Genomic DNA, 25892 nt, shown 5'->3' on the forward strand with positions numbered 1-25892 from the left:
GCCATGGTCCCCGCCCCCAACAGCAGCACCGCGCCGAGAACGGGGGCCCAACTCCTTCTCATCCATACGGATCCCACGTGCCTTCTCCCTCTCTGCCCGCGACGTTCTCAGCCGGTTACGGGGTCCGCGCCCTGTTGGTTCTCACGAGCATTTCCCTTGCCATATCCGATGATCATGGACTCCCTCAGGTCCTGGCCAAAATTACTGTTGAATTCGATGCCGTGGTACTGCATGAACTTCTTCCACGGAGCCTCAGCCATGACCTCTCCCCCCGAGAACACCTTGGTCTTCTCTTCTCGGGTGAGATCCTCGAACTTCTGCTTGTTTTCGTCGATCGACTTGTCCGAGACGTCTCCGATAACCTGACCGAGGACCTGCCCGACTGCACCGCTCGCCGTGTCCGTAGCCAGCGGGATGAGCACCGCCGCGGCACCGACGGCGGCGGTCACCGGGAGGAAGGCGACACCTGCGGCAAGGGCGGTCGTGGCACCAAACTGGACCCAGCCGGCACGCTTCTGCACTTCCTTCTGGTACTCCTCGTGGGTCTTCAGATTGGTTGCCTCGACCTGATCGGCGCGCGACTGGTCGAGCATTCCCTGCACCTCGGCTCCGGTGCCCACCGCGGAGCGGGCCCCGCCGGTGTCGATCTTCCCGTGCTCGTCGACCTGCGCCTCGAGCACGCTGGTCGTATAGATCTCATTGGCTTTGGAGACCGTGGCGTACGCGTCGGGGTGCTGGCCGAGCACACTGAGAAGGAAGCGGGCCGTGTCCCTGTCTAGCTTGAGATGACTCTCTTCGTTCCTGTTCGGCGCGAAGACGCTTTCTCTGCGGCCTTCTTGAAGAGCCCAGTTGATGTCGTCGATGTAACCAGCAGTCATGTTGCCAACGCTGTCCGCGAGGGCCTCGTGCTGCTTCAGCAGGGCGCCGTCGGGTGCGTACTTCTCGACCACCTTGTTCATGAGCTCAGCGGTGTCTGCGTCACGGACCGGCGTTGGGTTCGGGTCGTCCCAGGCATATCCGAGGGCGCCTGCCTCAAGGGCATGTCCGAGGGCGTCCGGCAGGTCATTGACGGAACCCTTTAGCTCGTCCGGGGCAAGAGTGTCAACGTCGCCGAAGGACTTCCAGTCCTTGTCCGTGAAGAAGTCGAGATAATTCGTGAACGTATTCCCGTTCTTATCCTTCCCTAGTTCGGCAGTAGCACCCCTGTTGACCGTCCCGTCCTCGTTGTAGGCCGTCGGCGGATCCGTGAAGAAGCGCTTGGCCGCGTCCGGGCTGTGCCCAAGAGCCTCCAGCATCGCGACGGTCGGATCGTACCCGGAGCCGTTGACACCCGAGGGGTTGAAGGGGTTCTTGAAGGGGCTGTTCACCATCTTGTTATCGGCGAACATGTACGGATCCTTGGCGTGCAACTGCGCAACATGCTCGGCGATCGGGTTGAGGAACTTCGCGTCGTAGTTTCCGTACCGCATGATGCCGCCAAGCAGCTGGTAGCCGAAGGGGCTGTTGTAGTCGTGCTTGGCCAGCGGGATGCGCTCGGTGCCGAGCTTGCGCAGTTCCGGACCCCACTCGGCGGTGAAGGTCTTGTCGTGGGAGGCGGCGGCGAGAGTGAGGCCGAGATTCTTCTGCAGTGCCTGGACGTCCTTCAGGCGCTCCTTGTCGAGCTTTCCGTATTCGTAGGTGTCCGTGGAGAGCTGCCCGAAGAAGGCCAGCGACTTCTCAGGTCCCAGCTTCTCGTAGAAGTTCTTCGAGAACTCCGGCGACTTACTGTTGTCGTGCAGCAGTTCATTGAGCGCCTGGAGCTCGGTGTGCGTGATATCACGCCCCTTGGCCGCAAGAGCGGCGGCATGGGCGGCCTCTTCCTGGTCGAGGCTCTTGTACTTGGGTGCGGTGAAGTTGTGGTCGTCCGTCACGTTTGCCGCGAGGGCGCGCTTCAGCGACTCGTCGGCGTCGGAACAGTCATCGACGATCTGATCAATCTTCTTCTGCCAGGAGGCGACGGCTTCCTTCTGCTTTCGCACGGCTTCCTGGTACAGGGCGCGATCCGTGTCGTGGCGAGCCGCCTCGTCCTTCTCCACATCGTGCCGAGGTGTGACCTTGCCGTTGGCGTCCACACGGATGCCCGCGGCTGGACCCTCCTCGTCCCTGATCCTGACCAATGCGTCCTTGGCCGTCTTGAACGAGGTGTGCGCGTCATCGAGCAGCAGTTTGATGCCCTTGGCCTGTGCGGCGGCGTCGTCGAACTCCTTGGCTGTCTTGGCGATGAAGGGCCTGGTGACGTCGGAGTTGGCGCCCTGCCATTGGGCCTTGTCGGATTTCGCCTTCATGCTCTGCCGGGCGTCGTCGGCGAGCTTCTCCAACTTGGTCACCATTTCCGACCAGTCGTCCGCAGCTTCCTTCAGCTTGCCGACAGGCGCGTTGACGACTTCGTCGAACGTCAGCATGGCTTTCCCCCCGGACTACTTGAAGTATTCATTGATCTTGGACACAGAAAGCAGATTGCCGGCGATGTCTGCATCGTTCTTGGCGTGGGTAGACTTGGTGTAGTCGAGGTGGTTCGAGATCCGAGCGCAGGCGTCCAGGAGCGTCCGCAGCTGCTTATTCCAGCGATCGTGCACCTTCAGCAGCTCCGACCCGCTGGTGAAGCCGCCGTTCGTCAGGGCGATCGCTGCATTGAAGGTTGAAGGACGGGCGTGATCACCGTCCCGAGAGAGCCGACCGTAGAGCACGTATGCTTCGTGCCCGACTACTCCGAGGTCGTCTTTGTTCACCACTAGATCAGCAGCACCGCCGGAGGCTCCACGGCCTTGATCAACTCGATTCAGTTGCATCTGTGCCGGCTGCCGCTCAGTAGCCCCGGTCTTGATCTGTTCCCACTCGTCCCAAGCCATCATGTGCCCCCGTTCGACCTATTCTGGTTGTTTGGTGCGGTGTTCGGCGGGAGTGGCGGCTGCACGTAGTAGGGCTGCCCGACTCCGTACGGGTGCAGCGCGGCGGCGGCCGGTGTCGGTGGTGCTGTGCGGCGGCGGTTGCGGATCACCGGGACCGCGACCGTCGCGCCGAGGACGACAGCCGCACCAATGCCGGCGGCGATCCAGAGCGGAGTCGCGCTGCTGTCGTCGTCCGAGGCGAGCGGCGCGGTCGACGGCCGGGCGTGGGCGTCCGAGGCCTTGGGGGACTCCGGGGACGGGGACTTGGCGTCCTCGTAGGTGAAGTCGGGGAGCGGGTACTTGGCCGCGGGGCCCGGGTTGCCCGGATTCTTCAGGGCGATCCTGGGGCGGACGACGCCGTAGCCGACCACGTCGTCCCGGCTGAGGCCCTTCTCGTTGCCGCTGGCGGTCTGCATCAGGACGCGCAGGACCTGGTTGTTGGTCCAGTCCGGGTGCTGGGACCAGAGGAGGGCGGCGGAGGCGGAGGCGAGGGCGGTGGCATTGCTCGTACCGGTGCCGCCGCACAGCTGCGTCCCTCCCGTGCACGCGCCGACAACATCCTTGGCCGGCGCGGCGAGGTCGACTTGGGGGCCCCACTGGGAGCTCTTGACGGGCTCGGCCTTCTCGTCCACTCCCGCCACGCCCACGACGCCGGGGGTCGCGGCGGGGTACTCGACAAAGTTCGTGGTGTCACCCTTGTTGCCGACTGCGGCAAAAATCAGCTTGTCCTTGCCGAGCGCATACCTCACAGCGTCGGTCAGCTCTGGCGTGTCGACGTCCTTGGCTCCCGGTGTATTCGCGTTCCCCATAGAAACGTTGATGACTCGCGCCTCGGAGTCGGCCGCGAACCTGATGGCCTGGGCCATGTACTTGGAGTACCTGGCCTTGGCATTCACCTTGCCGTAGTCCTCGGTTCCGTACGGCATCCTGATGGGAAGGATCTTGGTGCCGGGAGCCAGGCCATATGACCCGTTTACTTTGCCCCGCGCTCCTGTTGCTGCGATCAACGCCGCCATGCTGGTGCCGTGGCCCTCGTGGTCCGTGTGCTCGTCGCCCTCCTTACCGGAGTAGTCGACGCCGTCCAGGACCTGGCCGCGCAGGTCCGCAATGTTCTTGTCGACGCCGGAGTCGATCACGGCCACCGTGATGCCTCGCCCCGTGCTCGTCTTCCACATCTCCTCGGCGTGCATGGCGTCCAGATGCCATTGCTGATCCCGGACCGTTTCGGCGTGTGCGGGGACCGTCGCGACGCCCGCCAGCACCAGGCCCATGGCCGCCGACAGGGCATGGCGGAGCCTGGCGGGCTGCCTGCTGGTGCGCATCTTTTACCTCTTACAGATTCGGTGCATGGTCACTCGACGACCGGCGGGACGATACGGCGGCCATTCTGTCTCCAGGTCTCCTCATCCTCGGTGAGGCAGTCGGGCCGGCCGCCACCCTGCCCGTCACGGCGGCCTGCCGACGGGTTCGAGCCCGGGGGCTTGGTGGCCGCTCCTCCCCGACTCGCAGCGGCGCCCGGCGCACTGGGCCGCGATGAGGAGCCTGGTACGGGGCCGGAGCCGCCCGGTGCGATCGGGCGGGCACCCGGCCGGCCGGCCTGCTGGGGATTGCCCCCGACGATTCCGCCCGCCTCGGTGGCGTAACGGCGAGCAGCAGGTGCACCCGGTCGTGAGGTGCCGTTCCCTGTCCCCATCGCAGGCTGATGGCCCATCGGGCCCCGGGCGGTCGGCGTTCCCTCCCCGCCGACGACCAGACCACGCGGGATCCCACGCGCCGGGCCCATCGTGCTCGGCGGGACCGGTCGTCCGCCGATGATGCCGCTGTCACGCGGCAGACGCCCGGGACCACCCGACCCCGGCAGCGCCTGGCTGGGCAGGACCGGTGGCCGCACGCCACCGTGGCCCGGACGCCCCGTCACAGGAGGCACAGACGGCAGGGAAGGCTTGACCTCACCCGTGCCGAACGCAGGAGGGATCAGCGCAGGCGGCGTGCTCCGGGGATCCAGGGTGCCGCCCAACGGCGGGCTGACCGGGGGCGCGGCCGGAGACGACGGCGTGCTAGGCGGCAACGTCGTAAGGCCGTCGATCTCCATCCGGGTTGGAGGCTCCACCAGTGGAGCACTTGCCGACGGTGTGATTCCGTCGGGCTGCAATGATGCGGCAGCCTCAGCGCGTAGGGATGTACGAGCCGCGCCCGAAGAGATGCCGCCATCCATCCCTGCCTTAGCTGTCGCGGAGCCGTCCTGACCTGGAAGAGCACGACTTTTTTCAGTCTTGCGCCATTCCTCCTCTGGCAGGAAGCTCGCCGGCGGCGGAAACGTCGGTGGCGTCGCCGCGTTCACCTGCTGTGCCGTGAACTCGTACGTCTGCGCCAGCTTCCGCAGCCGCTGCGCCGCCTCGAACCGCGCCGCGTCCATGCGGGCCTGGGCCGCCGTCGCGTCGGACTGCGCCGACTGCGCCGCGCCGCGGGCGTCCGGGTCGTTGCGGTTGGCCGGGTCCCTGGCGACCCCGTACGCCGACTCCGCCTTGCGCAGGTCCGCCTGCGCCCGCATCGTCTCCGACACCGGGGGCATCGCCGCCTTCGCCTCGGTGATCGCCTCCGCGACCAGCTCCATCCAGCGCGACGCGCCCTTGCTGTACTCGCCCAGGCGCAGCGTCGCGCTCGCCGTCTGGCCGCCCCAGTCGCGGAACGCGTCGCCGCCCTCGCCGTGCCAGGGCAGACCCGCCACATACTCCTTCAGGTCCTCGCCGATCTTCGTGATCGCCGAGGAGGCCTGGGCCAGCTTCGTCGACAGGTTCCACGCGCCGACCGGGCTGGCCGACGCGATCAGCGCAACGAGCTGCTGATGCGACATCGACTCGAAGTCCGTGTGCCGAAGCTGCGGCTTCTTCCCGCCCATCAGAAGCCCGCCTCCTTGTCCGCCTTCTTCTCCTTCGGCGCGTCCTCGACGAACGGATCGCGCTCCCGGTCGTAGTACGACTCCACCTCGGCGTTGACGGCCTTCATACGGTCACGGATGTCCTGGTCGATGTTCTCGTAGCCCACCTGGGACGAGTGCACCGCCAGACCCATGCCCTCGATCTGGGCTCCCAGCGCCTTAGACAGCTTCTCCAGCTCGTCATGAACGATGGTGTACGAGTCGTACAGGAACTGCGCCTCACCGAAGTCGGCCGATCCCAACTGCCCTCGCGTCATACGGTCGTTGCCCATCCGCGTCGGGGCGGCCTCCGAGCCATCGAGCGCGATCAGCAGGTCGTCGACCCTCTTCTTGAAGGTCTTCATCTTCTGGGCTTCGATCGCCAACGCCTGCTGCGGATTCACCGCGTACAGACTGTCGAACGACTTCCCCGTGTCAGGCGACGCCGCCCCGTCTCCCCCGTGCGCCACAGCGCCCTCCCCGTACAGCCAAAACACCAACGGCCATTCTAAGCCGACAGCCGATGAGGGTTCACAGCAGCAACGACGCCAAAGTCCACGTGCATTCAGCCACATTGCCTGGCAGAGTCCGGCAGCCGGTCTCCCCTCCCCGCCTGGGCAGAGAAGGGGCGAACATCGCCGCCGTGCACGGGGGAGGCGGGGACTCAGGCCACCAGCGTGGCCGTGGTCGGCGTCGGCGGGCCTGCCCCCAGACACAGCTCGAACCAGATGACCTTGCCACCCTCCTCGAACAGCGTCTCGTCCACGCAGCAGCCACCCCAGTGGTCGGCGACCATGTCGAGGATCAGGAGCCCCCGCCCGCCGTCGTCCTCGGGCCCTGGCGGCACCAGCTGGACGGGGAAGACAGGGCTGGGATCCATGACGCTCACCCGTAGCACGGGGTGCGCCCACCGCAGCCGGACGGACGCGGGGCCGGGTGTGTAGCGGACGGAGTTGGTCGCCAGCTCACAGGCCAACAGCTCGGCTCGGTCGGTGAGTTCGGCAAGTCCGTGCGCGGTGAGAATTGTACGCAGGGTGGTCCGGGCAATCCCGGGCCCGCGGGGGTCGCGGGGGAAGCGGAGTTCGTACTCCCAGGGGTCGGTGAAGGGGATCGGAGCCGGGACGGGCCTGCTCTGCGCGTCCTGTGCGGGTGCGGGTGGTTCGGGCTTCACGCGAGCGCCTCCTTGTGCGGCGTGGTTGGTCAGCGTCGTGGCGACATACGCCGGGTCGAGCCGTTCCGTTGCGGGTGGCCTGCCGTTCGCCCGTAGCGGGTGGGCTGTTGGGCGAAGGCGCGCTTCCCGCACGGGAACGGGACCGGTCGGTGAGTGACTCAGGCCACACGCTATGGGAGCGCTAAAACACGTGCTACCCGCTTCACTAAAACGGGTCATACTTGTGGTTTCAGTGGACGGCCATCCGCGCAGCTCGGCAAACTGTGCGCGCGAACGAGGAGTTGACCCATGGCACCGAGGAACCGTCCGACCATCCGCCAACGACGATTCGGCACCGAGCTGCGTCGACTGCGGGACGCCGCCGGCATGTCGGCGCCGGCGGCTGCGGAGCGCCTGGGCGCGGACCGGACGATGATCTCCAACATCGAGTCGGGACGTTTCGGTATCAGCGAAGAGCGGTTGCGTCGCCTCGCCAGCATCTACGAATGCGACAACCCCGAACTCATCTCCGCCTTGGCCCGGATGACCGGCGGGCGCGCAAAGGGCTGGTGGGACGAGTACCGGGGCAAGATCCCACCGGACTTTCTCGATGTGGCCGAGCTGGAGCACCATGCCGCAGGCCTGAGAACGCTCCAGACGGCCCATATTCCAGGCATCTTCCAGACCGAGGATCACGCTCGTGCTCTCTTCGATCTGTTCGTGCCGGCACTACCCCGGCTGGAGGTCGAGATGCGTGTCGCTCACCGTCTGGCTCGGCACAGCGTGGTTGCGGGCGAGCCCGGCGTGCCGTACGTGGGCCTCATCCACGAGGCGGCGCTCAGGATGCGCATCGGTGGCCGCCGAACCGCAAAAGCACAGCTGAGCCGGCTTCTCGAGGAGAGTGAGCGCCCCAACGTGCGCCTGCTCGTGATCCCTTTCGCAGTCGGCGGATTCCCCATGGCCGGTGACACGGTGATGTACGCCTCGGCCGCCGATCCGCACCTGGACACCGTGGAAGTGGACTCACCGATCGGCGCGGTCTTCTTCGATTCACCCACGCAGCTGGCCAACTTTCGTCGGCGGCTGGACTTGGTCGAACAGGTGGCGTTGAATCCGAATGAGTCGAGGAACCTCATCCTCGAAATCGCCGGTGATCTGTAAGAGGTACCAGACTTGTCCGAGTTGAAGTGGTTCAAGTCCTCGTTCTCCGAGGCTTCCGGCAACGCCTGCGTCGAGGTCGCCGCCTCCGACACCGACACCGACATCGCCATCCGGGACAGCGTGTTCCCGCACCTCACGTTCACCGTCGACCGCCGTGCCTTCGCGGCCTTCGTCGCGAGCGCGGGGCGCAGCGACGGCCCAGCGCGCTCCGGCGTCTGACGCCAGTGCCCAGCCGGGCCGCCGGGTCACGGGGCGCTTCGACCTCGCGACCCCCGCGCGTCACGCGTGGCTGAGGATCACCGCCAGCGGCGCGCACTCCGCCAGGAGCTGCACGGCGAAACGCCATCCGCCGCACCCGCACCGCAGGTGCCGCCAGCGCGACGACCCACGCCGCAAACGCCAGGCCGACGCCCCAGCCGAAGAGCCAGCCCGGCAGCGGCGTGCCGCACTGCTCGCCGTACGTCAGGCAGCGAGACGCCCCTTCGGATGCGAGGGTCAGTACGCCGACCGCCAACGCCGCCGGCACGAAGACAACAGCGGCCAGTACGGACCAGAAGCGGGTGCGGTCCGTGGCTTTCGTGGCATCGGGCAGTGGCAGGGAATCAGTCGGGTTCATGCCCTTGATCCCACACCGCCGCCCGGCCGGGCACACGAGTCCGGGTACTCAGCCGCAATGGCCCGGATACTCAGCGGCCGGCAGCGGCCTCAGGCCACCGCCGTCACCCGCCGCGTCGTCGCGATCGTCGCCGAGCCGACCACACGCGTCCCGTCGTAGAGCACGATCGCCTGGCCGGGGGCCACCGCGCGGACCGGCTCGGTGAAGGTGACGTGCAGCTCTCCGTCCACCAGCTCCGCCGTCGCCTCCGTCTCGCCGCCGTGGGCGCGCAGCTGCGCGGTGTACGTCGCCGGGCCCTCGGGGGCCGCGCCGCACCAGCGGGGCTTGATCGCCGTGAGGGCGGTGACGTCCAGGGCCTCGGCCGGACCGACCGTCACCGTGTTGTTCACCGGGGAGATGTCGAGCACGTAGCGCGGCTTGCCGTCCGGGGCGGGGTGGCCGATGCGCAGGCCCTTGCGCTGGCCGATCGTGAAGCCGAACGCGCCGTCGTGGCTGCCCACCCTGTTGCCCGCCTCGTCGACGATGTCGCCCTCCGCCTTGCCGAGGCGGTTCGCCAGGAAGCCCTGGGTGTCGCCGTCGGCGATGAAGCAGATGTCGTGGCTGTCGGGCTTCTTCGCGACCGCGAGCCCGCGCCGCTCGGCCTCGGCCCGGATCTCGTCCTTGGTGGTGAGCGTGTCGCCGAGGGGGAACATCGCGTGGGCGAGCTGCTTCTCGTCGAGGACGCCGAGCACGTACGACTGGTCCTTGGCCATGTCGCTGGCGCGGTGCAGCTCGCGCGTGCCGTCCTCCTTGAGGACCACGGTCGCGTAGTGCCCGGTGCACACGGCGTCGAAGCCGAGCGCGAGCGCCTTGTCGAGCAGCGCGGCGAACTTGATCTTCTCGTTGCACCGCAGGCACGGGTTGGGCGTCCGGCCCGCCTCGTACTCGGCGATGAAGTCCTCGACCACGTCCTCACGGAAGCGCTCGGCGAGGTCCCACACGTAGAAGGGGATGCCGATCACGTCCGCGGCGCGGCGGGCGTCGCGCGAGTCCTCGATGGTGCAGCAGCCGCGGGCGCCCGTACGGAACGACTGCGGGTTCGCGGAGAGCGCCAGGTGGACCCCGGTGACGTCGTGCCCGGCCTCGGCGGCGCGGGCGGCGGCGACAGCGGAGTCCACGCCGCCGGACATGGCGGCGAGCACACGGAGGGGGCGCGGGAAGGTCTCGGTCCGCGGGGAAGTCTCAGTCATAGCCCTACCAGGGTACGGGCCCCGGGAACCGATGACTGCTGAGTATGCGTTGTGGTCGTCATGGGGAGCGACAAGAAGCACGGCAAGCGCAGGAGTGGCGCGAGCCGGCGGGCCGTGCTGATCGGGGGCGGGGCCGTGGTCGTCGGCGGCGGCGTGGTGGCCGGCGAGGAGATACGCCGTATCTGGCGCGGTATGCCGTGGGTGCGCACGCCGCGCAAGCCGGGCGAGATCGACCATGCCGGGGCGCAGTGGATCGCGGCGAACGCCGCGAACTGGCGGCTGGCCGACCGCCCCGACGACTACACGATCGACCGCGTGATCATCCACGTCGTCCAGGGCAGCTATCCGACGGCGCTGAAGGTCTTCAAGGATCCGCTCCACGGGGCGGCGACGCACTACGTGGTCCGCAAGGACGGTCATGTGGCGCAGATGATCCGGGAGCTGGACGTCGCCTACCACGCGGGCAACCGCTCGTTCAACGAACGCAGCATCGGCATCGAGCACGAGGGGTTCGTGGACCGCCCGCAGGACTTCACGGACGCGATGTACCGCGCCTCCGCGAAGCTGACGGCGGGCATCTGCGCGCGGTACGGGATACCCGTCGACCGCGAGCACATCATCGGCCACATCGAGGTCCCGGGGACCGACCACACGGACCCGGGACCGCACTGGGACTGGAAGCGCTACATGAAGCTGGTGCGGGAGGCGGCGGCCGAGCAGGGCACGGCCCGAGGACATGCCCCCGCGGAGGCCCGCTAGCTGAGTCCCGCGGTACGGGCCCGTTCGACCGCGGGTCCGATGGCCTGGGCCACCGCGTCCACGTCGGCCTTCGTCGAGGTGTGGCCGAGGCTGAAGCGCAGCGTCCCGCGGGCCAGGTCCGGATCGGTGCCGGTGGCGAGCAGTACGTGGCTGGGCTGGGCGACCCCCGCCGTGCAGGCGGAGCCCGTGGAGCATGCGATGCCCTGCGCGTCCAGCAGCAGGAGCAGGGAGTCGCCCTCGCAGCCGGGGAAGGTGAAGTGGGCGTTGGCGGGCAGCCGGTCGACCGGGTCGCCGCCGAGGATCGCGTCCGGCGCGGCCGCGCGCACCACGCGGACGAGCTCGTCGCGCAGCGCACCGATGTCCCGGGCGAAGTCCTCGCGGCGTTCGGCGGCCAGCCGCCCGGCGACGGCGAAGGACGCGATGGCGGGGGCGTCGAGCGTGCCGGAGCGCACGTGCCGCTCCTGGCCGCCGCCGTGCAGGACGGGAACGGGGCTGTACTCGCGGCCGAGCAGCAGCGCGCCTATGCCGTACGGGCCGCCGATCTTGTGGGCGGAGACGGTCATCGCGGCGAGCCCCGAGGCGGCGAAGTCGACGTCGAGCTGACCGACGGCCTGTACGGCGTCGGCGTGCAGCGGAATGCCGAACTCCCGGGCGACCTCGGCCAGTTCGGCGACGGGGAAGACCGTGCCGATCTCGTTGTTGGCCCACATCACGGTGGCCAGCGCGACGTCGTCGGGGTTGCGCGCGATCGCCTCGCGCAGCGCGTCGGGGTGGACCCTGCCGTACGTGTCGACCGGCAGGTACTCGACGGACGCGCCCTCGTGCTCGGCGAGCCAGTCGACGGCGTCGAGGACGGCGTGGTGCTCGACGGGGCTGGCCAGGACGCGGGTCCGCGCCGGGTCGGTGTCGCGCCTCGACCAGTACAGGCCCTTGACGGCGAGGTTGTCGGCCTCGGTGCCGCCGGAGGTGAAGACGACTTCGCTGGGCCGTGCGCCGAGGGCTTCGGCGAGCGTCTCGCGGGCCTCCTCGACGGTACGGCGAGCGCGTCGCCCGGCGGCGTGCAGCGCGGAGGCGTTGCCGGTGACGGCGAGGTGGGCGGTCATCGCCTCGACCGCCTCCGGAAGCATCGGAGTGGTCGCGGCGTGGTCGAGGTATGCCATGGTGGCCTCGATTCTACGAGGCCCTGCGGGGGCGCGACTGCGGCGCAGGGGTGCACGGTCGTCCTGTGCGTCCCTGGCGGGGCGGGGGCGGCTCTCCCCCGGTGCGGCCCGGTGACGGCGCCCGGTGGCGGCTCAGGCGCCGAAGCCCCAGACGACCGAGCCGTTCACCGTCACGAGGACGGCGAGGACCACGAGGTCGGCGATGCCGAGGGCGAGCCCGAGGAGGGCGCGACCGCGGCGTCCGGTGCCGCGCCGCAGGGCCAGCGCGGCGAGAACGAAGGCCGTGGGGCCGAGCACGATGTTCATCACGAGGAGCCCGACGAGACCGAGCACGAAGGCGGCGACGGCCATGCCGTCGGCGTCCCTGCGCCGCTCGTCCGTGCGTCGGGGCCTGGCGAGTTGCACGACGTTCTTCTCCTTCCGGTGCGCTCGTGGGGTCAGTTGCGGCGGCCGCGGCGCTCGCGCACCGCGAAGACGAGCAGCCAGCAGCCGATGACGGCGGCGGCCACGAGGGAGACGGGGGCGGGGAGTTGGACCACGGCGCCCAGCATCACGCCCATGAGGAGGAGTGCTGCGACGAGGGGTAACACGGTCGTCCTTTCGCGAACTTTCAGAGTACGAGTGTTCACTGACTAACCAGTCTATTGTTCGGCTTCCCCGAGAACGGTTGTTTACTGAATGTCATGAGTCACACCGTCGGTATCCGGCAGGCACAGAAGCAGAAGACCCGTCAGGCGCTCCTCGACGCGGCGCTGCGGCTGCTGGAGGAGCAGAGCCTGAACAGCCTGGGCCTGCGGGAGGTGACCCGGGCCGTGGGTGTCGCGCCGACCGCGTTCTACCGGCACTTCCGGGACATGGCCGACCTCGGCGTCGCGCTCGTCGAGGAGACGCTCGGCAGCCTCCACGCGACGATCGCGGAGGCCCTGACCGAGCCTGCGGACTCGGCGCGCATCGACCGCACGGTGGCGCTGGTCGCCGACCTGGTGCGGACCTCTCCGGCACATGTGCGCTTCGTCGCGCGCGAACGCCATGGCGGTGTGGCGCCGGTACGGGAAGCGATAGCCGAGCAGCTGCGGCGGTTCACCGACGAAGTGGCGGCGGTGTTCGCGCACGACGCGGGGGCGGAGGGATGGAGCGAGGACGATCTGCACATGCTGGCGGGGATGTACGTCGACCACATGATGATGACGGCGTCGTCGTTCCTGGAGGCGGGGCCTGAGGGCGAGGAACGGGTGAGCGGGCTGGCGCGGAGGCGGTTGAGGCTGGTGAACCTGGGGCGGGAACACTGGCTGGACGGGGGGCGGCCCTCCGGGGAGCGCCCGTGAACGGCGCAGCGCCCGCGAGGACAGCCTCACGGGCGCGGGCGAGGGATGCGCGCGGGCGCATCACGGCAAGGGGCAGCGCCCCGGGGCGTCAGCCGCGGGGCGCCTTGGCGAGCTGGCGGGACTGGGCCACCAGGCGGTCCGCCGAGTCCCAGACCTCCGCGTCCTCCTCCAGGAACCCGCCCGCCAGGTTGCGCGTCGTGATCGAGACACGCAGCGGGCCCGGTGCCGGGCGGCAGCGCACGTGCGTCGTCAGTTCCACGGTCGGCGTCCAGCCCTTCAGGCCCAGCTCGAACGACGTCGGCGGCAGCGCATCCACCGTCAGCAGCAGCGACAGAGGATCCGCGTCACGCCCGTCCGCCAGCGCGAACCAGCCCCGCATCTCGCCCTCGCCCGAGGGCGCGCCGATCGCCCAGCCGACCGTCGCCGGGTCCAGCTTGATGTCCAGGCGCTCGGTGATCGCCGAGCTGCCGGGGATGGGCGCCGGACCGTCCGAGGGGCCGAGGCAGTGCTCCACCGGCGGGATCGCCGGCGGCTTCGCCGAGGTGCGCACATCGTCCGGGAGTGCGTCCAGGTCGCCGTACGAGGCGAGCACCCGGATGCGCTCCACCTCCGTGCCGTCGTCCGCGAACTGGAGGAGCGACGCCTGACCGGTGGAGAGCGTGCGGCCGGTGCGGATCACCTCGGTACGGATCACCGCCGGGCCCGGCTGGGACGCCGTGAGGTAGTGCGCGGAGACCGTGAACGGGTCCGGGTGCGGCAGCGCGTCCCCGAGCGCCCGGCCCAGCATCGCGAGCAGGTAGCCGCCGTTCACCGCGTGGATGATCGTCCAGCCCGCCGAGAGCTCGGCGTCGTAGACACCGGTCTCGCGCAGGGTAACCGCGGTGTCGCGGTCGAACTCACTGTCCCCGACGGTCGCGCGCGCCGTCTGTGCTGCCTCAGCCATGCCGGTACCGTACAACAAACAATTACTGAGCGGTAGCTTTCTCCTCGGTCGCCTCCGACCGCCGGTTCCAGGCGCGCGGCGCGCGCCAGTGATAGCGCATCGCCAGCAGCCGCAGCACGAATGCGGTCACCACCGCCAGTCCGCTCGTCACCGCGTTCAGGGCGTCGAAACGAATGCACAGGACGACCATCGTCGCGCCCACCATCGCGGGCACGGCATACAGGTCACGGTCCCAGCGCAGCAGCGACGGAACCTCGTTGGCCAGCACGTCGCGCAGCACACCGCCGCCGACCGCCGTGGCCAGTCCGAGCGCCGCCGAGAACGTGAGGCCGAGACCGTACTCGTACGCCTTGGTCGTGCCGGTCACGCAGAACAGCCCGAGACCCGCCGCGTCGAAGACGTTGACGCCGGCCTGGATGCGCTCCACGTGCGGATGCAGGAAGAAGACGATGACCGTGGCCACCAGAGGCATCAGGAAGTACCCGAGATCGGTGAAGGCCGCGGGCGGCACGGCCCCGATGATCAGGTCACGCAGCAGCCCTCCGCCCAGCGCCGTGACCTCGGCGAGCACGGCGATGCCGAACACGTCGAAGTTCTTGCGTACGGCGAGCAGCGCCCCGGAGATCGCGAAGACGAAGATCCCGACGAGGTCGAGCGCATGCTGGACGGAGGGCGTGAACAGTTCTTGGAACACCGGACGATTGTGCCGTGTCCGGTGGTCCCGCCCGTCAGTCGGACGCGGTGGCCCCCTTGGCTGCGGTCTCGGCGGGCGCGGCCGCATCGTCTGCCCCGGGCTGTTCCGGAACCGCCGCCGTGTCCGCGGGCGCCTCCTGTGCGGAGTCCTCTGCCTCTGCGCCGTCCGTGGCAGCGTCCGTGGCGTCCGGCTCGTCGCTCGGCTCCTCGGCCACCGGCTCGGTACCGGCAACGGCAACGGCAACGGCAACGGCAACGGCACCCGACGTCGTCACCGGCTTCTCCGCCTCCGCCGGCTCCGGCACACCGTCCTCCTCGGAGGCCACCGCGTCGGGGCCCTCGGCGGCGACCGACTCCGTGCCCACGACCGCCTCGATCCCGGTCGCCCGGGTCTGCGCGACCGTTCCCTCCTCGATCTCCTTCGCGAAGTGGCAGGCCACCTTGTGCCCGTCGCCCAGGTCCGTCAGCTTCGGCCGGTCCGTGGCGCACAGCGTGTCCTGCGCCCAGGGGCACCGCGTGTGGAAGCGGCAGCCGGCCGGCGGGTTGGCGGGCGAGGGCAGGTCGCCGTGGAGCAGGATCCGCTCCCGCCGGTCCTCGACCTCCGGGTCCGGTACCGGCACCGCGGACATCAGCGCCTTGGTGTACGGGTGCTTGGGCCCCGCGTAGAGGGCGTCGCTCGGCGCCTCCTCCACCAGGCCGCCCAGATACATCACCCCGATGACGTCGGAGATGTGCCGGACGACGGCGAGGTCGTGGGCGATGACGAGGTACGTCAGCCCGAGGGACTCCTGCAGTTCCTCCAGGAGGTTGATGACCTGCGCCTGGATGGAGACGTCCAGCGCCGACACCGGCTCGTCGCAGATGATCAGGTCCGGTTCGAGGACCAGCGCACGCGCGATGCCGATGCGCTGGCGCTGCCCGCCCGAGAACTCGTGCGGGTAACGGGACAGCGCGTTCGCCGGGAGGCCGACCTTGGCCAGGATCTCCTTGATCTTCTCGCGGCGTTCCTTCTGGTCCTTGCCGATCCCGTGCGCGGCCATGCCCTCGCTGAGGATCGACTCGATGTTCTGCCGCGGGTTGAGGCTGCCCAGCGGGTCCTGGAAGACCATCTGCAGCCGGCGGCGGAAGCCGCGCATCTCCTCGTTCGGCAGCTTCGCCAGGTCCGTGCCGTCGAAGACGACCTCGCCGCCGGTGATGTCCACCAGCCGCAGGACCGCCCTGCCCAGAGTCGTCTTGCCGCAGCCCGACTCGCCCACCAGACCGTACGTCTGCCCCGCCTCGACCTTGAGCGAGACACCGTCGACGGCGTAGACGTGGCCCACGGTGCGGTCGAAGAAGATGCCCTTCCTGACCGGGAAATGGACCTTCACATCGTCGAGTTCGAGCAAGCTCATGCCGAGACCTCCGCCTTGGGCTTGGGAAGGACCGGGTTGACGCAGCGCACCTGGTGGCCGGCCGCGCGTGGTTCGGTCAGTTCGGGTGTGCCGGTCAGGCACTCCATCGTGTAGAAGTCGCAACGGGGCGCGAAGGCGCAGCCGTCGGCCCAGGCGATCTTGTCGTTGATGGATCCGCGGATCGGGTTGAGCGGCTCGCCGCGCGGCGCGTCGAGCCGCGGGATGGAGCCGAGCAGACCGTGCGCGTACGGGTGGGTGGGGTGCGCGAACAGCTCGCGGCGGCCCGCCGACTCCACCGCCCGGCCCGCGTACAGCACGTTGACCTGGTCGCACAGGCCGGCGACGACACCCAGGTCGTGAGTGATCATCAGCAGGGCGGTGCCCTCCTGGTCGACCAGTTCCTTGAGCAGTTCGAGGATCTGCGCCTGGATGGTCACGTCCAGCGCGGTCGTCGGCTCGTCGGCGATGAGCAGCCGAGGCGCGCAGGCCACCGCCATGGCGATGAGCGCGCGCTGGCGCATGCCTCCGGAGAGCTGGTGCGGGTACTCCTTCAGCCGCCGGTTCGGGTCGGGGATGCCGACCCTGTCCAGCAGGTGAGCGGCCTCCTTGCGGGCGGCCTCCCCCTTCAGTCCGCGGTGGCGCTGGAGGATCTCGGTGACCTGGACGCCGATGGGCACCACCGGGTTCAGCGAGGACAACGGGTCCTGGAAGATCATCGCCAGCTGGCTGCCGCGCATGTCCCGCAGCTTGCGCGGGCTCATGGTGAGGAGGTTCCGACCGTCGAAGTCGGCACGTCCGCCGATCTTCACGCCCTTGGCCGGCAGCAGGCCCATCAGCGCGAGCGAGGTCACGGACTTGCCGCAGCCCGACTCGCCGACCAGTCCCACCACCTGGCCCTGGTCGACGTCGAAGGAGACGCCGTCGACCGCCGTGGACTCCTTGCGGCCACGGCCGCCGAAGGTGACGCTGAGTTCGTCAACAGTAAGCAGTGCCATGGGACTTCAGCCTCGCAGCTTCGGGTCGAGGGCTTCGCGCATGGCCTCGCCGAGCAGGGTGAAGCCAAGGGCGGTGATGATGATGCCGACCGCCGGATAGACCGCCATCATCGGCTCGTTGTCGAAGAACCGCTGTGCCTGCGAGAGCATGACGCCCCACTCCGGGATCGCCGGGTCGGGGTTGCCGAGGCCCAGGTAGGACAGGGCGGCCGCCTCGATGATCGCGGTGGCGAGGCTGAGCGTCGCCTGGACGATGACCGGACTCAGCGAGTTCGGCAGGATCTGGGTGAGAACGATCCGCTTCCGGCGTACGCCGAGCGCCTTCGCCGCCAGTACGTAGTCGGCGCCGCCCTGGGCGAGCATCGAACCGCGCAGCAGACGGGCGAAGATGGGGATCTGGACGACACCCACGGCGATCATCACGGTCGTCAGGGACTGGCCCATCACCGCGGCGATGGAGACCGCGAGCAGCAGCGACGGCAGCGACAGCATGATGTCGGTGATCCGCATGATCACCGTGTCGACCCGCTGGCCGGGCCGGCCGCCGAGGGTGGCGGCGGCGCCGGACACCACACCCACGACCGCGCCGACGACCAGGCCGATGAGCATCGAGACGACGCCGACGAGCAGGGTCTGCCGGGCTCCGACGAGCATGCGGGAGAACATGTCACGGCCGAGGTGGTCCAGGCCGAACCAGTTCTCGCCGCGCATGCCGACGAACTTGCCCTGGTTGGCCAGGACTTCGTCGCGCCAGGTCTGTGCGGTGGGGGTGTGCGGGGCGATCCAGGGGCCGATGACCGCAAGGACGACGAACGCGGCGATGATGACCACGCCGATGACGGCCATCTTGCTGGACTTCAGGCGCCGCATCGCCTCGCGCCACAGACTGGCGCCCGAGGTCACCTCGGTCTGCTGCATCAACTCGGCGAGCCGGTCGATCCTGTCGGCTTTCTTGGTCATGGTCGTCACGTCAGTGCACCCGCACTCTCGGGTCGATGATGCTGTACGCGAGGTCGACCAGCAGGTTGATCAGGACGTACACCATCGCGATGAAGAGGATGAACCCGACGAGCACCGGGTAGTCCCGGGCGTCGATCGAGGTGCGGATGAAGGAGCCGATGCCGCCGAAGGAGAACACCGACTCGGTCAGCACCGCACCCGACAGCAGGCTGCCGGTCAGCAGACCGACGGCGGTGACCACCGGCAGCATCGCGTTGCGCAGGACGTGCCGGCCTCGCACGACGCGCTTGTCCAGACCCTTGGACTCGGCGGTGCGGATGTAGTCCTCGCCGAGGACCTCGAGAACGCTGGCACGGGTCATGCGCACGATGACCGCGAGCGGGATGGAGGCGAGCGCGACGGCGGGGAGCACCAGGTGCATGATCGCGTCCCAGCTGGCGTCGAGTTCGCCGGTCAGCAGACCGTCCAGCACCGCGAATCCGGTGACGTCCGTGGCGTTCAGACCGGTCGACAGCCGCCCGTAGCTCGGGAAGATGCCCAGCTCGACGGCGAAAATGCCCTTGAGGAGCAGGGCGAGGAAGAACACCGGGATACAGATGCCGATCAGCGATCCCGACACCGAGGCGACGTCGAGCCAGCCTCCGCGGCGCTTGGCGGCCAGGTAGCCGAGCGGGATGCCGACGGCGACCGCGATGAGGATCGCGGCGATGCTGAGTTCCACCGTGGCCGGGAAGCGCAGGGTGAATTCCTCCCACACCGGCTGGCCGGTCTGGGTGGAGGTGCCGAGGTCCAGTTCGAAGATGCGCTTGAGGAAGCGCCAGTACTGGACGTGGACGGGCTCGTCCAGTCCCAGCGCTCGGTTGATGCGTGCCACTTCGGCTTCGGTCGCCCGCTCGCCCAGGATCGCTGAGGCGGGTCCGCCGGGCAGCCGGTTCAGCCAGAGGAAGAGGAGAACCGACAGGCCGAGCAGGGTGGGAATGAGCTGTAGCAGTCGTCGTATGACAAGTCGCAGCACCCCGCATGCCCCTTTCTAACGTGCGTCGATGCGGGTCCGCCCGGCCACCTGGAGCAGTGACCGGGCGGACCCGCTGGTGTGCGATTACTTGAAGGAGGTCTCGGCGAAGTTCTCCTGCGTCAGCGGGGAGACGTTCGGCGGGTTGATGTTCTTGCCGAAGGCGATGGCCGGCGGGGAGGACGAGATCGGGACGCCCGGGACGTACTCCATGATCGCCTCGTTGGCCTTCTTGTAGGCCTCGGTGCGGCCGGCGGGGTCGGTGACCTTCGAGGCGGCGTTGACCGCGTCGAAGACCTTCTTGTCCTTGAAGCCCCACTGCTTGTCCGGCCCGGCGAACCAGGTGCCGATGAAGTTGTAGCCGTCGTTGAAGTCACCGGTCCAGCCGAGCATGTGCAGGGCGCAGGAGCCCGCCTCGGTGGCGTCCAGGTAGTCCGGGGCCCACTTCATGGCCTTCGGGGTGACGGTGATGCCGGCCTTCTCCAGGTCGGCCTTCATCAGCTCGAACATGTCCTGCGGGGCGGGCATGTACGGGCGGGTGACCTCGGTCGGGTAGCAGAACTCGATCTTGAGGTTCTCCTCACCCGCCTTCTTGAGGAGCTCCTTGGCCTTGTTGGTGTCGAACGGGTAGGTCTTCACCTTGTCCGAGAAGCCGGCGACCGTGTCGGGCATGAACTGGGACGCGACCTTGCCGCCCTCGGGCAGCTGGGTCTTGACCAGGTGCTCGCGGTCGATGGCGTGCGTGATGGCCTGGCGGACCTCGGGCTTCTTCAGCGCCGGGTTCTTCGACTGCGTCATGCCGACGTAGAAGATGTTGAAGACGTCACGGGTCGGGACCTGGTAGCCCTCGCCCTCCAGGGTCTTCACATCGGCCGGGGCGACGAGGTCGTAGCCGTTGATGTCACCGGCCTGCAGGGCCTGGCGACGGCCATCCTCGGTGTCGATCGTGCGGAAGACCAGGTTCTTGATCTTGGCCTTCTCGCCCCAGTAGTCGTCGAAGCGCTCGAGGGAGACTTCCTTGTTGCCCTTGTTCCACTTCACGATCTTGTACGGGCCGGTGCCGGCGACCGTGCCGGCCTCCTGGCTGTACTTGGGGTACGTGATCGCGTCGCCCTTGGCGGTCGCGTCCTGCTTCGCGTACTCCTTGATCGCCTTCGGCGAGTGGATCGCCAGGGCCTGCAGGGAGAAGCCTCCGGGCAGGTTGGCGGAGGGCTCGTTGACCTCGATGACGGCGGTGCTCTCGTCCTTGGCCGTGCAGGACTTGTAGTTCGCCTTCGGGGCCTCGGGGTCCTCGTTCTTCGCGAACCCACCCATGATGGTCTGCCAGTAGTAGGAGACCGCGCTGGACTGGTACGTGCCCTTCCAGTTGAACCAGTGGTCGTAGTTCGCGCAGACGGCGGCGGCGTCGAACGCCTCGCCGTCGTGGAACTTCACGTTCTTCCGGAGGTTGAACGTCCACACGGTGCCGGCCGGGTTGCTGGACCACTTCTCCGCGAGCCCGCCGACGAGCTTGCTGCCACCGGACTCGTGCTCGAGCAGCGCCTCGAAGGCCTGGCGCGTGACGCGGAAGGTCTCACCGTCGCTCGCGAGAGCGGGGTCCAGAGAACCGGGGTCACCGGCGCCGGCGAAGACGAAGGTGTCCTTCGCCGCCTTGTCACCGCCCTTGTCCCGCTCGCTGGCGCAACCTGTCGCGATCAGGCCGACGGCTATCACCGCCGTGATCGCCCGGACAGGCCCGGACTTGAAAATTCGCATGGGTCCACCCCTGGTTCACCATGTGGAAGTCTTGACCGGCCGAACACTACAGACGGGAGTCACCTGGGAGAACGGTCCGGATAGCGGTGATACCTAGTCGAGACCCGGACGCTCAACAAACCGGCCGGATACGGGACATCCCCACGCGGGGGACGAACGTCCCCGGTATCCGCAAGAGTTCGGGGACCGGTCAGCGAGCGCCCACGGGCGGGTAACCGTAACCGCCGGCCGGCTGGGCCCCGCCGTGCGCCTCGCGGTCGTAGAAGGGCCGGGCGTTCGCCCGCATCCACATCGTCACCGGGTCGTACTCGTCGGACAGCGCGACCGTGGAGACCGGCAGCCCCTCCGGGACCGCGCCGATCGACTGCTGCATCATCGCCCGCGCCGCGTCGACCGCCTGCGGTCCGGCGTCGTACAGATCGAGCCCGATGGCGAGGTACGCGGGCCCGACGGCCGGCTGCACCCAGGCACGGCGCAGCGAGCGCACGGCCGGTGTGCGGTGCGCGTTCTGTGTGAGCAGCGCGTAGAACTGGGGGATCTCGACGGCCGGGTCCGACAGTCGCAGCGGGCCCGCGGGCATCCGGTCGAGTCCGGTGGCGATGCGGCGCAGATCCAGCCACGGGATGCCGACGCCGCCGCCCGGCGCGTGCGGGTTGAGCCAGATGCCCCAGCGCTCGGGGTACAGGGCACGGGCGATGTCCCGGCCGGTGACGACCTCGTGCGCGCGGCTCCAGCCGGAGACGGCGAGCTCCTGCGCGGAGGTGACGCACGGCGCGTAGCCGACGCCGTCGACCTCCATGTTCCCGTACTGCGCATCGGGGGAACCGGGCTGTCCGTGCCACAGCAGCATCCAGATCCGGCCACCGGCGGGATCGGCGAGGGCGTGCAGCAGTGCCTCGTACGCGTCGTAGCGCCCGGGAGTCACCTGGCGCAGCATGTGCTCGACCTGCCCGGTCGCCGCGGTGCCTGACGCGCTCACCCTGGATTCCGCCCCTCTTCGATCCGTACCCGTGCCCGAGTGGTCCGTCCCTGTGTCAGGGGACCTCCGGCCAGGTCATCAAACCAGCTTAAGCGGCAGTCCTGGCACCGGCTTGACTTCTACACGTGATGTCGTTGGTAGAAGGGGCGTACACGCTCCAGCATCCAGTCGCCCACCGGGTCCTGCGCGACATCCAGAAGGACGAGATTCACCGGCCAGGGGACCTGGACGCGGCCGAGCGCGCGGCCGAGCGCGTCCATGGGCGCGTTCCGGTCGGCGCCTTCCCAGGAGGAGAGCTGGACGCCCACGAAGAGGGCCGGCGCCTCGCCCTCGACGGAGGCGAGCACCCGGCGGGCGGTGATCACGACGCCGGCGGCCTCGAACTCGCCAGCCGCGGCGGCGAGGAAGTCGACGGGCTCCTCCTGCCAGTCCGGCTCGAAGAGCCGCACCCGCCCGCCGGACGCAGAGCCGTCGAGCGGGGTGCGCCCCGCGCGGCACAACTCGGCGACGGCGGGCGGCGGCAGGGGGACGCCGACCGTGCCGCCCGGGTTCACGGCGATGCCGAGCTGCGGGGGCAGGCCACGGGCGAACTCGCGGGCGGGGGCGACGGTGAACGACATGGGGAAACCCACAACGGCGAGGAACTGCTGCTCGGAGCTGAAGACGGGGACGTAGGCGGCGCCCTCGATCTCCATGGTGGGCAGGTCGAGACCGATGCTGTCGGGCCCGCCCCCGTTGGGCAGGGGGACCCAGAGGCTGCTGCGGCCGAGCACCTCGACGAGGCGGGCTCCGGCGGAGGAACTGCCGACGGAGGCGGCGAGGACCTCCTCCAGCTCGTTCCCGGGCCAGCCGCGGTACGGATTCTCCATGTGCTCGTCTCTTCCTCCCCAGGGCACGCACCCCGGCCGTGCGTGTTCGCGGCGTCGACGATAATCCAGCGCGGCCGGTGTGGGAGGCGCGGGGCTCGGGGCGGAGCCCCGACGAGAGCGCCGAGCCGGGTCGGCGGGGCGCGGGGGCGGGGCCCCCGACCACACCCCCCGGGGTCAGTCCGCCGTGAAGCCGATGACGCGCAGCCTTCCCGCCGCCTCCCGGTCCAGCAGGACCGCCGCCGCGCAGCCCCGCGGCAGACGGCCCGATTCCGCGTCGGCGATCAGGCGGCCCACCGCCCGGCGGTGGCGGGCGAAGGCGTACCCCGACACCCCGCGGCCCCGCTCGCGCTGGCCCTCCCGCGCCACCCGCGGCGGCACGTCGAGGAGCACGAGATGCAGCGACGTCCCGCGCCGCCGCGCCTCCCGCCCGAGCCAGCGCCGCACCCACGCCTGCGTGCCGCAGTCGTGGACGACGACGCTCTCGCCCGAGCGCAGGGCCCGCCACAGACCCGCGTAGTGCGCGAGGCGCACGAGGGGGCGGTAGACGGCGTACGGCAGGAAGCGGGGCGTGCGCGCGTCCCACCGGTCGCGGGTGTCCTGCGAGTCGATTCCGCGCCCGGTCACCGCGCGCTTCATCAGCGTCGTCTTGCCGCTCCCGGGCAGCCCGGAGACGACCACCACGTCACCGGCCGCGAAGACCAGGGCGCGCGGACTGCGGCCCGCACGGGCCCGCAGGTCGCGCAGGACGGGCGCGGGCGCCCCGAGCAGGCCACTGACGGAGACGCCCTGCTGGACGGGCATCCCCGCGGCCGTGGCGGCGTATGCGCCGGACCGCTGCAACATCATCACGCTCCCCCAAGTCGGGTCACCCCACCCTTGCCCATGAAGTGTAAAGAACTGGTAATACAGGACAACCGACTTTGCCACGGTCCGCGCGCCCCACTCCCGCCGCAGGCATGCGATGATGTGCGCGCCAACTGCATACCGGCCGCTTGAATCCGCGCGGGAGAGTCCCTGCCACCTGGTGTGGCGGGCGCCGAAGGAGCAAGTTCCTCCCTTGAATCTCTCAGGCCCCGTACCGCGTGCGATGAGGCAGATCTGAAAAGTGAGCCGTCCGGACGGCTCCACCCAAGGTGCAAGCCACGACCATCCAAACGCAGGGTCGCGGCGAACCTCTCAGGTTCCGATGACAGATGGGGAGGATTGTCCTCGCAGCCATGCCCTGGGAGCCATACCTATGACCAACGCCCCCCGTCGTACAGCCCTCGATGCCCTGCATCGATCTCTGGGCGCGACCATGACCGACTTCGCCGGCTGGGACATGCCGCTGCGTTACGCCAGTGAGCGCGACGAGCACAACGCCGTCCGCACGACGGCCGGCCTCTTCGACCTGTCGCACATGGGCGAGATCACCGTCACGGGCCCGCAGGCCGTCGACCTGCTGAACTACGCGCTCGTCGGCAACATCGGCACGGTGGGCCCCGGCCGGGCCCGCTACACGATGATCTGCCGGGAGGACGGCGGCATCGTCGACGACCTGATCGTCTACCGCCTCGGCGAGAGCGAGTACATGGTCGTCGCCAACGCCGGCAACGCCCAGATCGTCCTCGACGCGCTCACCGAGCGCGCGGCCGGTTTCGACGCGCAGGTACGCGACGACCGTGACGCCTACGCGCTGATCGCGGTCCAGGGCCCGCGGTCCCCCGGCATCCTCGCGTCGCTCACCGACGCCGACCTCGACGGCCTGAAGTACTACGCGGGCCTCCCCGGCACCGTCGCGGGCGTCCCGGCCCTTATCGCCCGTACGGGCTACACCGGCGAGGACGGCTTCGAGCTGTTCGTCGAGCCGCAGCACGCCGAGAAGCTGTGGCAGGCACTGACCGAGGCGGGCGCGCCGGCCGGTCTGATCCCCTGCGGCCTGTCCTGCCGCGACACGCTCCGCCTGGAGGCGGGCATGCCGCTGTACGGGCACGAGCTGACCACGGCGCTCACCCCGTTCGACGCGGGCCTCGGCCGGGTCGTGAAGTTCGAGAAGGACGGCGACTTCGTCGGCCGCGAGGCGCTCACGGCCGCCGCCGAGCGCGCCGAGACGGCGCCGCCGCGCAAGCTCGTCGGCCTGATCGCCGAGGGCCGCCGTGTCCCGCGCGCCGGCATGGACGTGGTCGCCGACGGCAAGGTCATCGGCACGGTCACCTCGGGCGCGCCGAGCCCGACCCTCGGCAAGCCGATCGCCATGGCGTACGTGGACGCCGCCCATGCCGCGCCGGGCACGCCGGGCGTCGGTGTCGACATCCGCGGCACGCACGAGCCGTACGAGGTCGTGGCGCTGCCGTTCTACAAGCGCCAGACGTGATCGTCCGCACCCTCTCTTCGTTCACCACCACTCCCCCGCGTACAGGAGAATTCAGGTCATGAGCAACCCCCAGCAGCTGCGCTACAGCAAGGAGCACGAGTGGCTGTCGGCCGCCGAGGACGGCGTGTCGACGGTCGGCATCACGGAGCACGCGGCCAACGCGCTCGGCGACGTGGTGTACGTCCAGCTTCCCGAGGTGGGTGACACGGTGACCGCGGGCGAGACCTGCGGCGAGCTGGAGTCCACCAAGTCGGTCAGCGACCTGTACTCGCCGGTCAGCGGGGAGGTCACCGAGACCAACGAGGACGTCGTCAACGACCCGTCGCTGGTGAACTCGGCGCCCTTCGAGGGCGGTTGGCTCTTCAAGGTGCGCGTCGGCGAGGAGCCGAAGGACCTGCTCTCCGCCGACGAGTACACCGATTTCGCGGGCTGACCCAAGACCTTAGGGACCGAGTGATGTCGCTTCTCAACACCCCTCTTCACGAGCTGGACCCGGATGTCGCCGCCGCCGTCGACGCCGAGCTCCACCGTCAGCAGTCCACCCTGGAAATGATCGCGTCGGAGAACTTCGCCCCGGTCGCGGTCATGGAGGCCCAGGGCTCCGTCCTGACCAACAAGTACGCCGAGGGCTACCCCGGCCGCCGCTACTACGGCGGCTGCGAGCACGTCGACGTGGTCGAGCAGATCGCGATCGA

Annotated in this window: 26 protein-coding genes, 1 pseudogene and 1 riboswitch; of the genes and pseudogenes, 7 read left to right on the forward strand and 20 right to left on the reverse strand. The window is 69.2% G+C overall.

The annotated features are described in order from the left end of the window. Positions 1–107 precede the first annotated feature (107 nt). The 6 genes from ACWD0A_RS21625 to ACWD0A_RS21650 form a co-directional block, all read right to left on the reverse strand. On the reverse strand, positions 108–2441 hold the full coding sequence (locus tag ACWD0A_RS21625; protein WP_451300400.1) for a hypothetical protein: 2334 nt from the start codon (positions 2439–2441) through the stop codon (positions 108–110). A gap of 15 nt (positions 2442–2456) precedes the next feature. Further along, positions 2457–2888: a hypothetical protein gene (locus ACWD0A_RS21630; protein ID WP_451300451.1), complete on the reverse strand. Its 432-nt coding sequence runs from the start codon at positions 2886–2888 to the stop codon at positions 2457–2459. Then, positions 2888–4249, reverse strand: a complete 1362-nt coding sequence (gene mycP / locus ACWD0A_RS21635) for a type VII secretion-associated serine protease mycosin (protein ID WP_451300402.1) — start codon at positions 4247–4249, stop codon at positions 2888–2890. The genes ACWD0A_RS21630 and mycP overlap by 1 nt, the downstream gene beginning before the upstream one ends. 29 nt (positions 4250–4278) lie before the next feature. Next, positions 4279–5826: a hypothetical protein gene (locus ACWD0A_RS21640; protein WP_451300404.1), complete on the reverse strand. Its 1548-nt coding sequence runs from the start codon at positions 5824–5826 to the stop codon at positions 4279–4281. Next, positions 5826–6314 (reverse strand): hypothetical protein, encoded by a 489-nt coding sequence (locus ACWD0A_RS21645; protein WP_451300406.1) that lies wholly within the window; start codon positions 6312–6314, stop codon positions 5826–5828. The genes ACWD0A_RS21640 and ACWD0A_RS21645 overlap by 1 nt, the downstream gene beginning before the upstream one ends. Positions 6315–6508: 194 nt before the next feature. Continuing rightward, entirely contained in the window at positions 6509–7015 is a 507-nt protein-coding gene (locus ACWD0A_RS21650; RefSeq protein ID WP_451300408.1) for an ATP-binding protein, read from the reverse strand. 288 nt (positions 7016–7303) lie between these two features. Here ACWD0A_RS21650 and ACWD0A_RS21655 point away from each other — a divergent pair, with 288 nt between their 5' ends. Both ACWD0A_RS21655 and ACWD0A_RS21660 read left to right on the forward strand, forming a co-directional pair. After that, the gene (locus tag ACWD0A_RS21655; RefSeq protein ID WP_451300410.1) at positions 7304–8155 is read left to right on the forward strand and encodes a helix-turn-helix domain-containing protein; all 852 of its coding nucleotides are present in this window, start codon (positions 7304–7306) and stop codon (positions 8153–8155) included. Positions 8156–8167: 12 nt separating this feature from the next. Next, on the forward strand, positions 8168–8374 hold the full coding sequence (locus tag ACWD0A_RS21660; protein WP_451300412.1) for a DUF397 domain-containing protein: 207 nt from the start codon (positions 8168–8170) through the stop codon (positions 8372–8374). A 486-nt stretch (positions 8375–8860) separates the two neighbouring features. Here ACWD0A_RS21660 and mnmA read toward each other — a convergent pair whose 3' ends face one another. After that, a complete protein-coding gene (gene mnmA, locus ACWD0A_RS21665) occupies positions 8861–10000 on the reverse strand; it encodes a tRNA 2-thiouridine(34) synthase MnmA (protein WP_451300414.1) in 1140 nt (379 codons plus the stop codon). A 60-nt stretch (positions 10001–10060) separates the two neighbouring features. On the opposite strand from mnmA, the gene ACWD0A_RS21670 reads away from it, so the two are divergent. Further along, positions 10061–10759, forward strand: coding sequence for an N-acetylmuramoyl-L-alanine amidase (locus ACWD0A_RS21670; protein WP_451300416.1), 699 nt, complete (start codon positions 10061–10063; stop codon positions 10757–10759). On the opposite strand, the gene ACWD0A_RS21675 is transcribed toward ACWD0A_RS21670, so the two are convergent. The 3 genes from ACWD0A_RS21675 to ACWD0A_RS21685 form a co-directional block, all read right to left on the reverse strand. Next, positions 10756–11919, reverse strand: coding sequence for a cysteine desulfurase family protein (locus ACWD0A_RS21675; protein ID WP_451300418.1), 1164 nt, complete (start codon positions 11917–11919; stop codon positions 10756–10758). The genes ACWD0A_RS21670 and ACWD0A_RS21675 overlap by 4 nt on opposite strands. A gap of 132 nt (positions 11920–12051) precedes the next feature. Then, positions 12052–12324: a DUF4190 domain-containing protein gene (locus tag ACWD0A_RS21680; RefSeq protein WP_451300420.1), complete on the reverse strand. Its 273-nt coding sequence runs from the start codon at positions 12322–12324 to the stop codon at positions 12052–12054. A 32-nt stretch (positions 12325–12356) separates the two neighbouring features. Beyond that, a complete protein-coding gene (locus ACWD0A_RS21685; protein WP_451300422.1) occupies positions 12357–12509 on the reverse strand; it encodes a hypothetical protein in 153 nt (50 codons plus the stop codon). A gap of 93 nt (positions 12510–12602) precedes the next feature. Here ACWD0A_RS21685 and ACWD0A_RS21690 point away from each other — a divergent pair, with 93 nt between their 5' ends. Further along, positions 12603–13244 (forward strand): TetR family transcriptional regulator, encoded by a 642-nt coding sequence (locus ACWD0A_RS21690; protein WP_451300424.1) that lies wholly within the window; start codon positions 12603–12605, stop codon positions 13242–13244. Positions 13245–13332: 88 nt separating this feature from the next. On the opposite strand, the gene ACWD0A_RS21695 is transcribed toward ACWD0A_RS21690, so the two are convergent. The 10 genes from ACWD0A_RS21695 to ACWD0A_RS21740 form a co-directional block, all read right to left on the reverse strand. Further along, positions 13333–14187 (reverse strand): thioesterase family protein, encoded by an 855-nt coding sequence (locus tag ACWD0A_RS21695; RefSeq protein ID WP_451300426.1) that lies wholly within the window; start codon positions 14185–14187, stop codon positions 13333–13335. Between the two features lie 22 nt (positions 14188–14209). Then, the gene (locus ACWD0A_RS21700) at positions 14210–14881 is read right to left on the reverse strand and encodes a trimeric intracellular cation channel family protein (RefSeq protein ID WP_451300428.1); all 672 of its coding nucleotides are present in this window, start codon (positions 14879–14881) and stop codon (positions 14210–14212) included. A 34-nt stretch (positions 14882–14915) separates the two neighbouring features. Beyond that, on the reverse strand, positions 14916–16274 hold the full coding sequence (locus tag ACWD0A_RS21705; RefSeq protein ID WP_451300430.1) for an oligopeptide/dipeptide ABC transporter ATP-binding protein: 1359 nt from the start codon (positions 16272–16274) through the stop codon (positions 14916–14918). After that, positions 16271–17269, reverse strand: a complete 999-nt coding sequence (locus ACWD0A_RS21710) for an ABC transporter ATP-binding protein (protein WP_307713323.1) — start codon at positions 17267–17269, stop codon at positions 16271–16273. Before ACWD0A_RS21710 ends, ACWD0A_RS21705 begins: the two co-directional genes overlap by 4 nt. A gap of 6 nt (positions 17270–17275) precedes the next feature. Continuing rightward, positions 17276–18229 (reverse strand): ABC transporter permease, encoded by a 954-nt coding sequence (locus ACWD0A_RS21715; protein ID WP_451300432.1) that lies wholly within the window; start codon positions 18227–18229, stop codon positions 17276–17278. A gap of 10 nt (positions 18230–18239) precedes the next feature. Beyond that, positions 18240–19244 carry an ABC transporter permease gene (locus ACWD0A_RS21720; RefSeq protein WP_177147691.1) on the reverse strand — a complete coding sequence of 335 codons (1005 nt, stop codon included), beginning with the start codon at positions 19242–19244 and terminating at the stop codon, positions 18240–18242. An 84-nt stretch (positions 19245–19328) separates the two neighbouring features. Beyond that, a complete protein-coding gene (locus ACWD0A_RS21725; RefSeq protein ID WP_451300435.1) occupies positions 19329–20996 on the reverse strand; it encodes an ABC transporter substrate-binding protein in 1668 nt (555 codons plus the stop codon). A gap of 190 nt (positions 20997–21186) precedes the next feature. Then, positions 21187–21975 carry an enhanced serine sensitivity protein SseB C-terminal domain-containing protein gene (locus ACWD0A_RS21730; RefSeq protein WP_451300437.1) on the reverse strand — a complete coding sequence of 263 codons (789 nt, stop codon included), beginning with the start codon at positions 21973–21975 and terminating at the stop codon, positions 21187–21189. 119 nt (positions 21976–22094) lie between these two features. Beyond that, on the reverse strand, positions 22095–22844 hold the full coding sequence (locus ACWD0A_RS21735) for an enhanced serine sensitivity protein SseB (protein ID WP_451300439.1): 750 nt from the start codon (positions 22842–22844) through the stop codon (positions 22095–22097). A 174-nt stretch (positions 22845–23018) separates the two neighbouring features. Continuing rightward, positions 23019–23690 (reverse strand): AAA family ATPase, encoded by a 672-nt coding sequence (locus ACWD0A_RS21740; RefSeq protein WP_451300441.1) that lies wholly within the window; start codon positions 23688–23690, stop codon positions 23019–23021. Positions 23691–23837: 147 nt separating this feature from the next. Next, positions 23838–23935, forward strand: a riboswitch (glycine riboswitch). A gap of 146 nt (positions 23936–24081) precedes the next feature. On the opposite strand from ACWD0A_RS21740, the gene gcvT reads away from it, so the two are divergent. The 3 genes and pseudogenes from gcvT to ACWD0A_RS21755 all read left to right on the forward strand — a co-directional run. Then, positions 24082–25197, forward strand: coding sequence for a glycine cleavage system aminomethyltransferase GcvT (gene gcvT, locus ACWD0A_RS21745; protein ID WP_451300443.1), 1116 nt, complete (start codon positions 24082–24084; stop codon positions 25195–25197). A gap of 58 nt (positions 25198–25255) precedes the next feature. Beyond that, the gene (gene gcvH / locus ACWD0A_RS21750) at positions 25256–25630 is read left to right on the forward strand and encodes a glycine cleavage system protein GcvH (RefSeq protein WP_365995188.1); all 375 of its coding nucleotides are present in this window, start codon (positions 25256–25258) and stop codon (positions 25628–25630) included. 23 nt (positions 25631–25653) lie between these two features. Beyond that, positions 25654–25892: pseudogene (locus ACWD0A_RS21755) on the forward strand (serine hydroxymethyltransferase); the annotation flags it as partial.

Source organism: Streptomyces sp. NPDC002867 (assembly GCF_053591895.1).

What these genes read in the sequence shown, in the direction of transcription:
- ACWD0A_RS21625 (WP_451300400.1), bottom strand. Translation starts at nt 2,441, where the DNA reads ATGCTGACGTTCGACGAAGTCGTCAACGCGCCTGTCGGCAAGCTGAAG.
- ACWD0A_RS21630 (WP_451300451.1), bottom strand. Translation starts at nt 2,888, where the DNA reads ATGGCTTGGGACGAGTGGGAACAGATCAAGACCGGGGCTACTGAGCGG.
- mycP (WP_451300402.1), bottom strand. Translation starts at nt 4,249, where the DNA reads ATGCGCACCAGCAGGCAGCCCGCCAGGCTCCGCCATGCCCTGTCGGCG.
- ACWD0A_RS21640 (WP_451300404.1), bottom strand. Translation starts at nt 5,826, where the DNA reads ATGGGCGGGAAGAAGCCGCAGCTTCGGCACACGGACTTCGAGTCGATG.
- ACWD0A_RS21655 (WP_451300410.1), top strand. Translation starts at nt 7,304, where the DNA reads ATGGCACCGAGGAACCGTCCGACCATCCGCCAACGACGATTCGGCACC.
- mnmA (WP_451300414.1), bottom strand. Translation starts at nt 10,000, where the DNA reads ATGACTGAGACTTCCCCGCGGACCGAGACCTTCCCGCGCCCCCTCCGT.
- ACWD0A_RS21670 (WP_451300416.1), top strand. Translation starts at nt 10,061, where the DNA reads ATGGGGAGCGACAAGAAGCACGGCAAGCGCAGGAGTGGCGCGAGCCGG.
- ACWD0A_RS21675 (WP_451300418.1), bottom strand. Translation starts at nt 11,919, where the DNA reads ATGGCATACCTCGACCACGCCGCGACCACTCCGATGCTTCCGGAGGCG.
- ACWD0A_RS21690 (WP_451300424.1), top strand. Translation starts at nt 12,603, where the DNA reads ATGAGTCACACCGTCGGTATCCGGCAGGCACAGAAGCAGAAGACCCGT.
- ACWD0A_RS21695 (WP_451300426.1), bottom strand. Translation starts at nt 14,187, where the DNA reads ATGGCTGAGGCAGCACAGACGGCGCGCGCGACCGTCGGGGACAGTGAG.
- ACWD0A_RS21705 (WP_451300430.1), bottom strand. Translation starts at nt 16,274, where the DNA reads ATGAGCTTGCTCGAACTCGACGATGTGAAGGTCCATTTCCCGGTCAGG.
- ACWD0A_RS21710 (WP_307713323.1), bottom strand. Translation starts at nt 17,269, where the DNA reads ATGGCACTGCTTACTGTTGACGAACTCAGCGTCACCTTCGGCGGCCGT.
- ACWD0A_RS21715 (WP_451300432.1), bottom strand. Translation starts at nt 18,229, where the DNA reads ATGACCAAGAAAGCCGACAGGATCGACCGGCTCGCCGAGTTGATGCAG.
- ACWD0A_RS21725 (WP_451300435.1), bottom strand. Translation starts at nt 20,996, where the DNA reads ATGCGAATTTTCAAGTCCGGGCCTGTCCGGGCGATCACGGCGGTGATA.
- ACWD0A_RS21735 (WP_451300439.1), bottom strand. Translation starts at nt 22,844, where the DNA reads ATGGAGAATCCGTACCGCGGCTGGCCCGGGAACGAGCTGGAGGAGGTC.
- ACWD0A_RS21740 (WP_451300441.1), bottom strand. Translation starts at nt 23,690, where the DNA reads ATGATGTTGCAGCGGTCCGGCGCATACGCCGCCACGGCCGCGGGGATG.
- gcvT (WP_451300443.1), top strand. Translation starts at nt 24,082, where the DNA reads ATGACCAACGCCCCCCGTCGTACAGCCCTCGATGCCCTGCATCGATCT.
- gcvH (WP_365995188.1), top strand. Translation starts at nt 25,256, where the DNA reads ATGAGCAACCCCCAGCAGCTGCGCTACAGCAAGGAGCACGAGTGGCTG.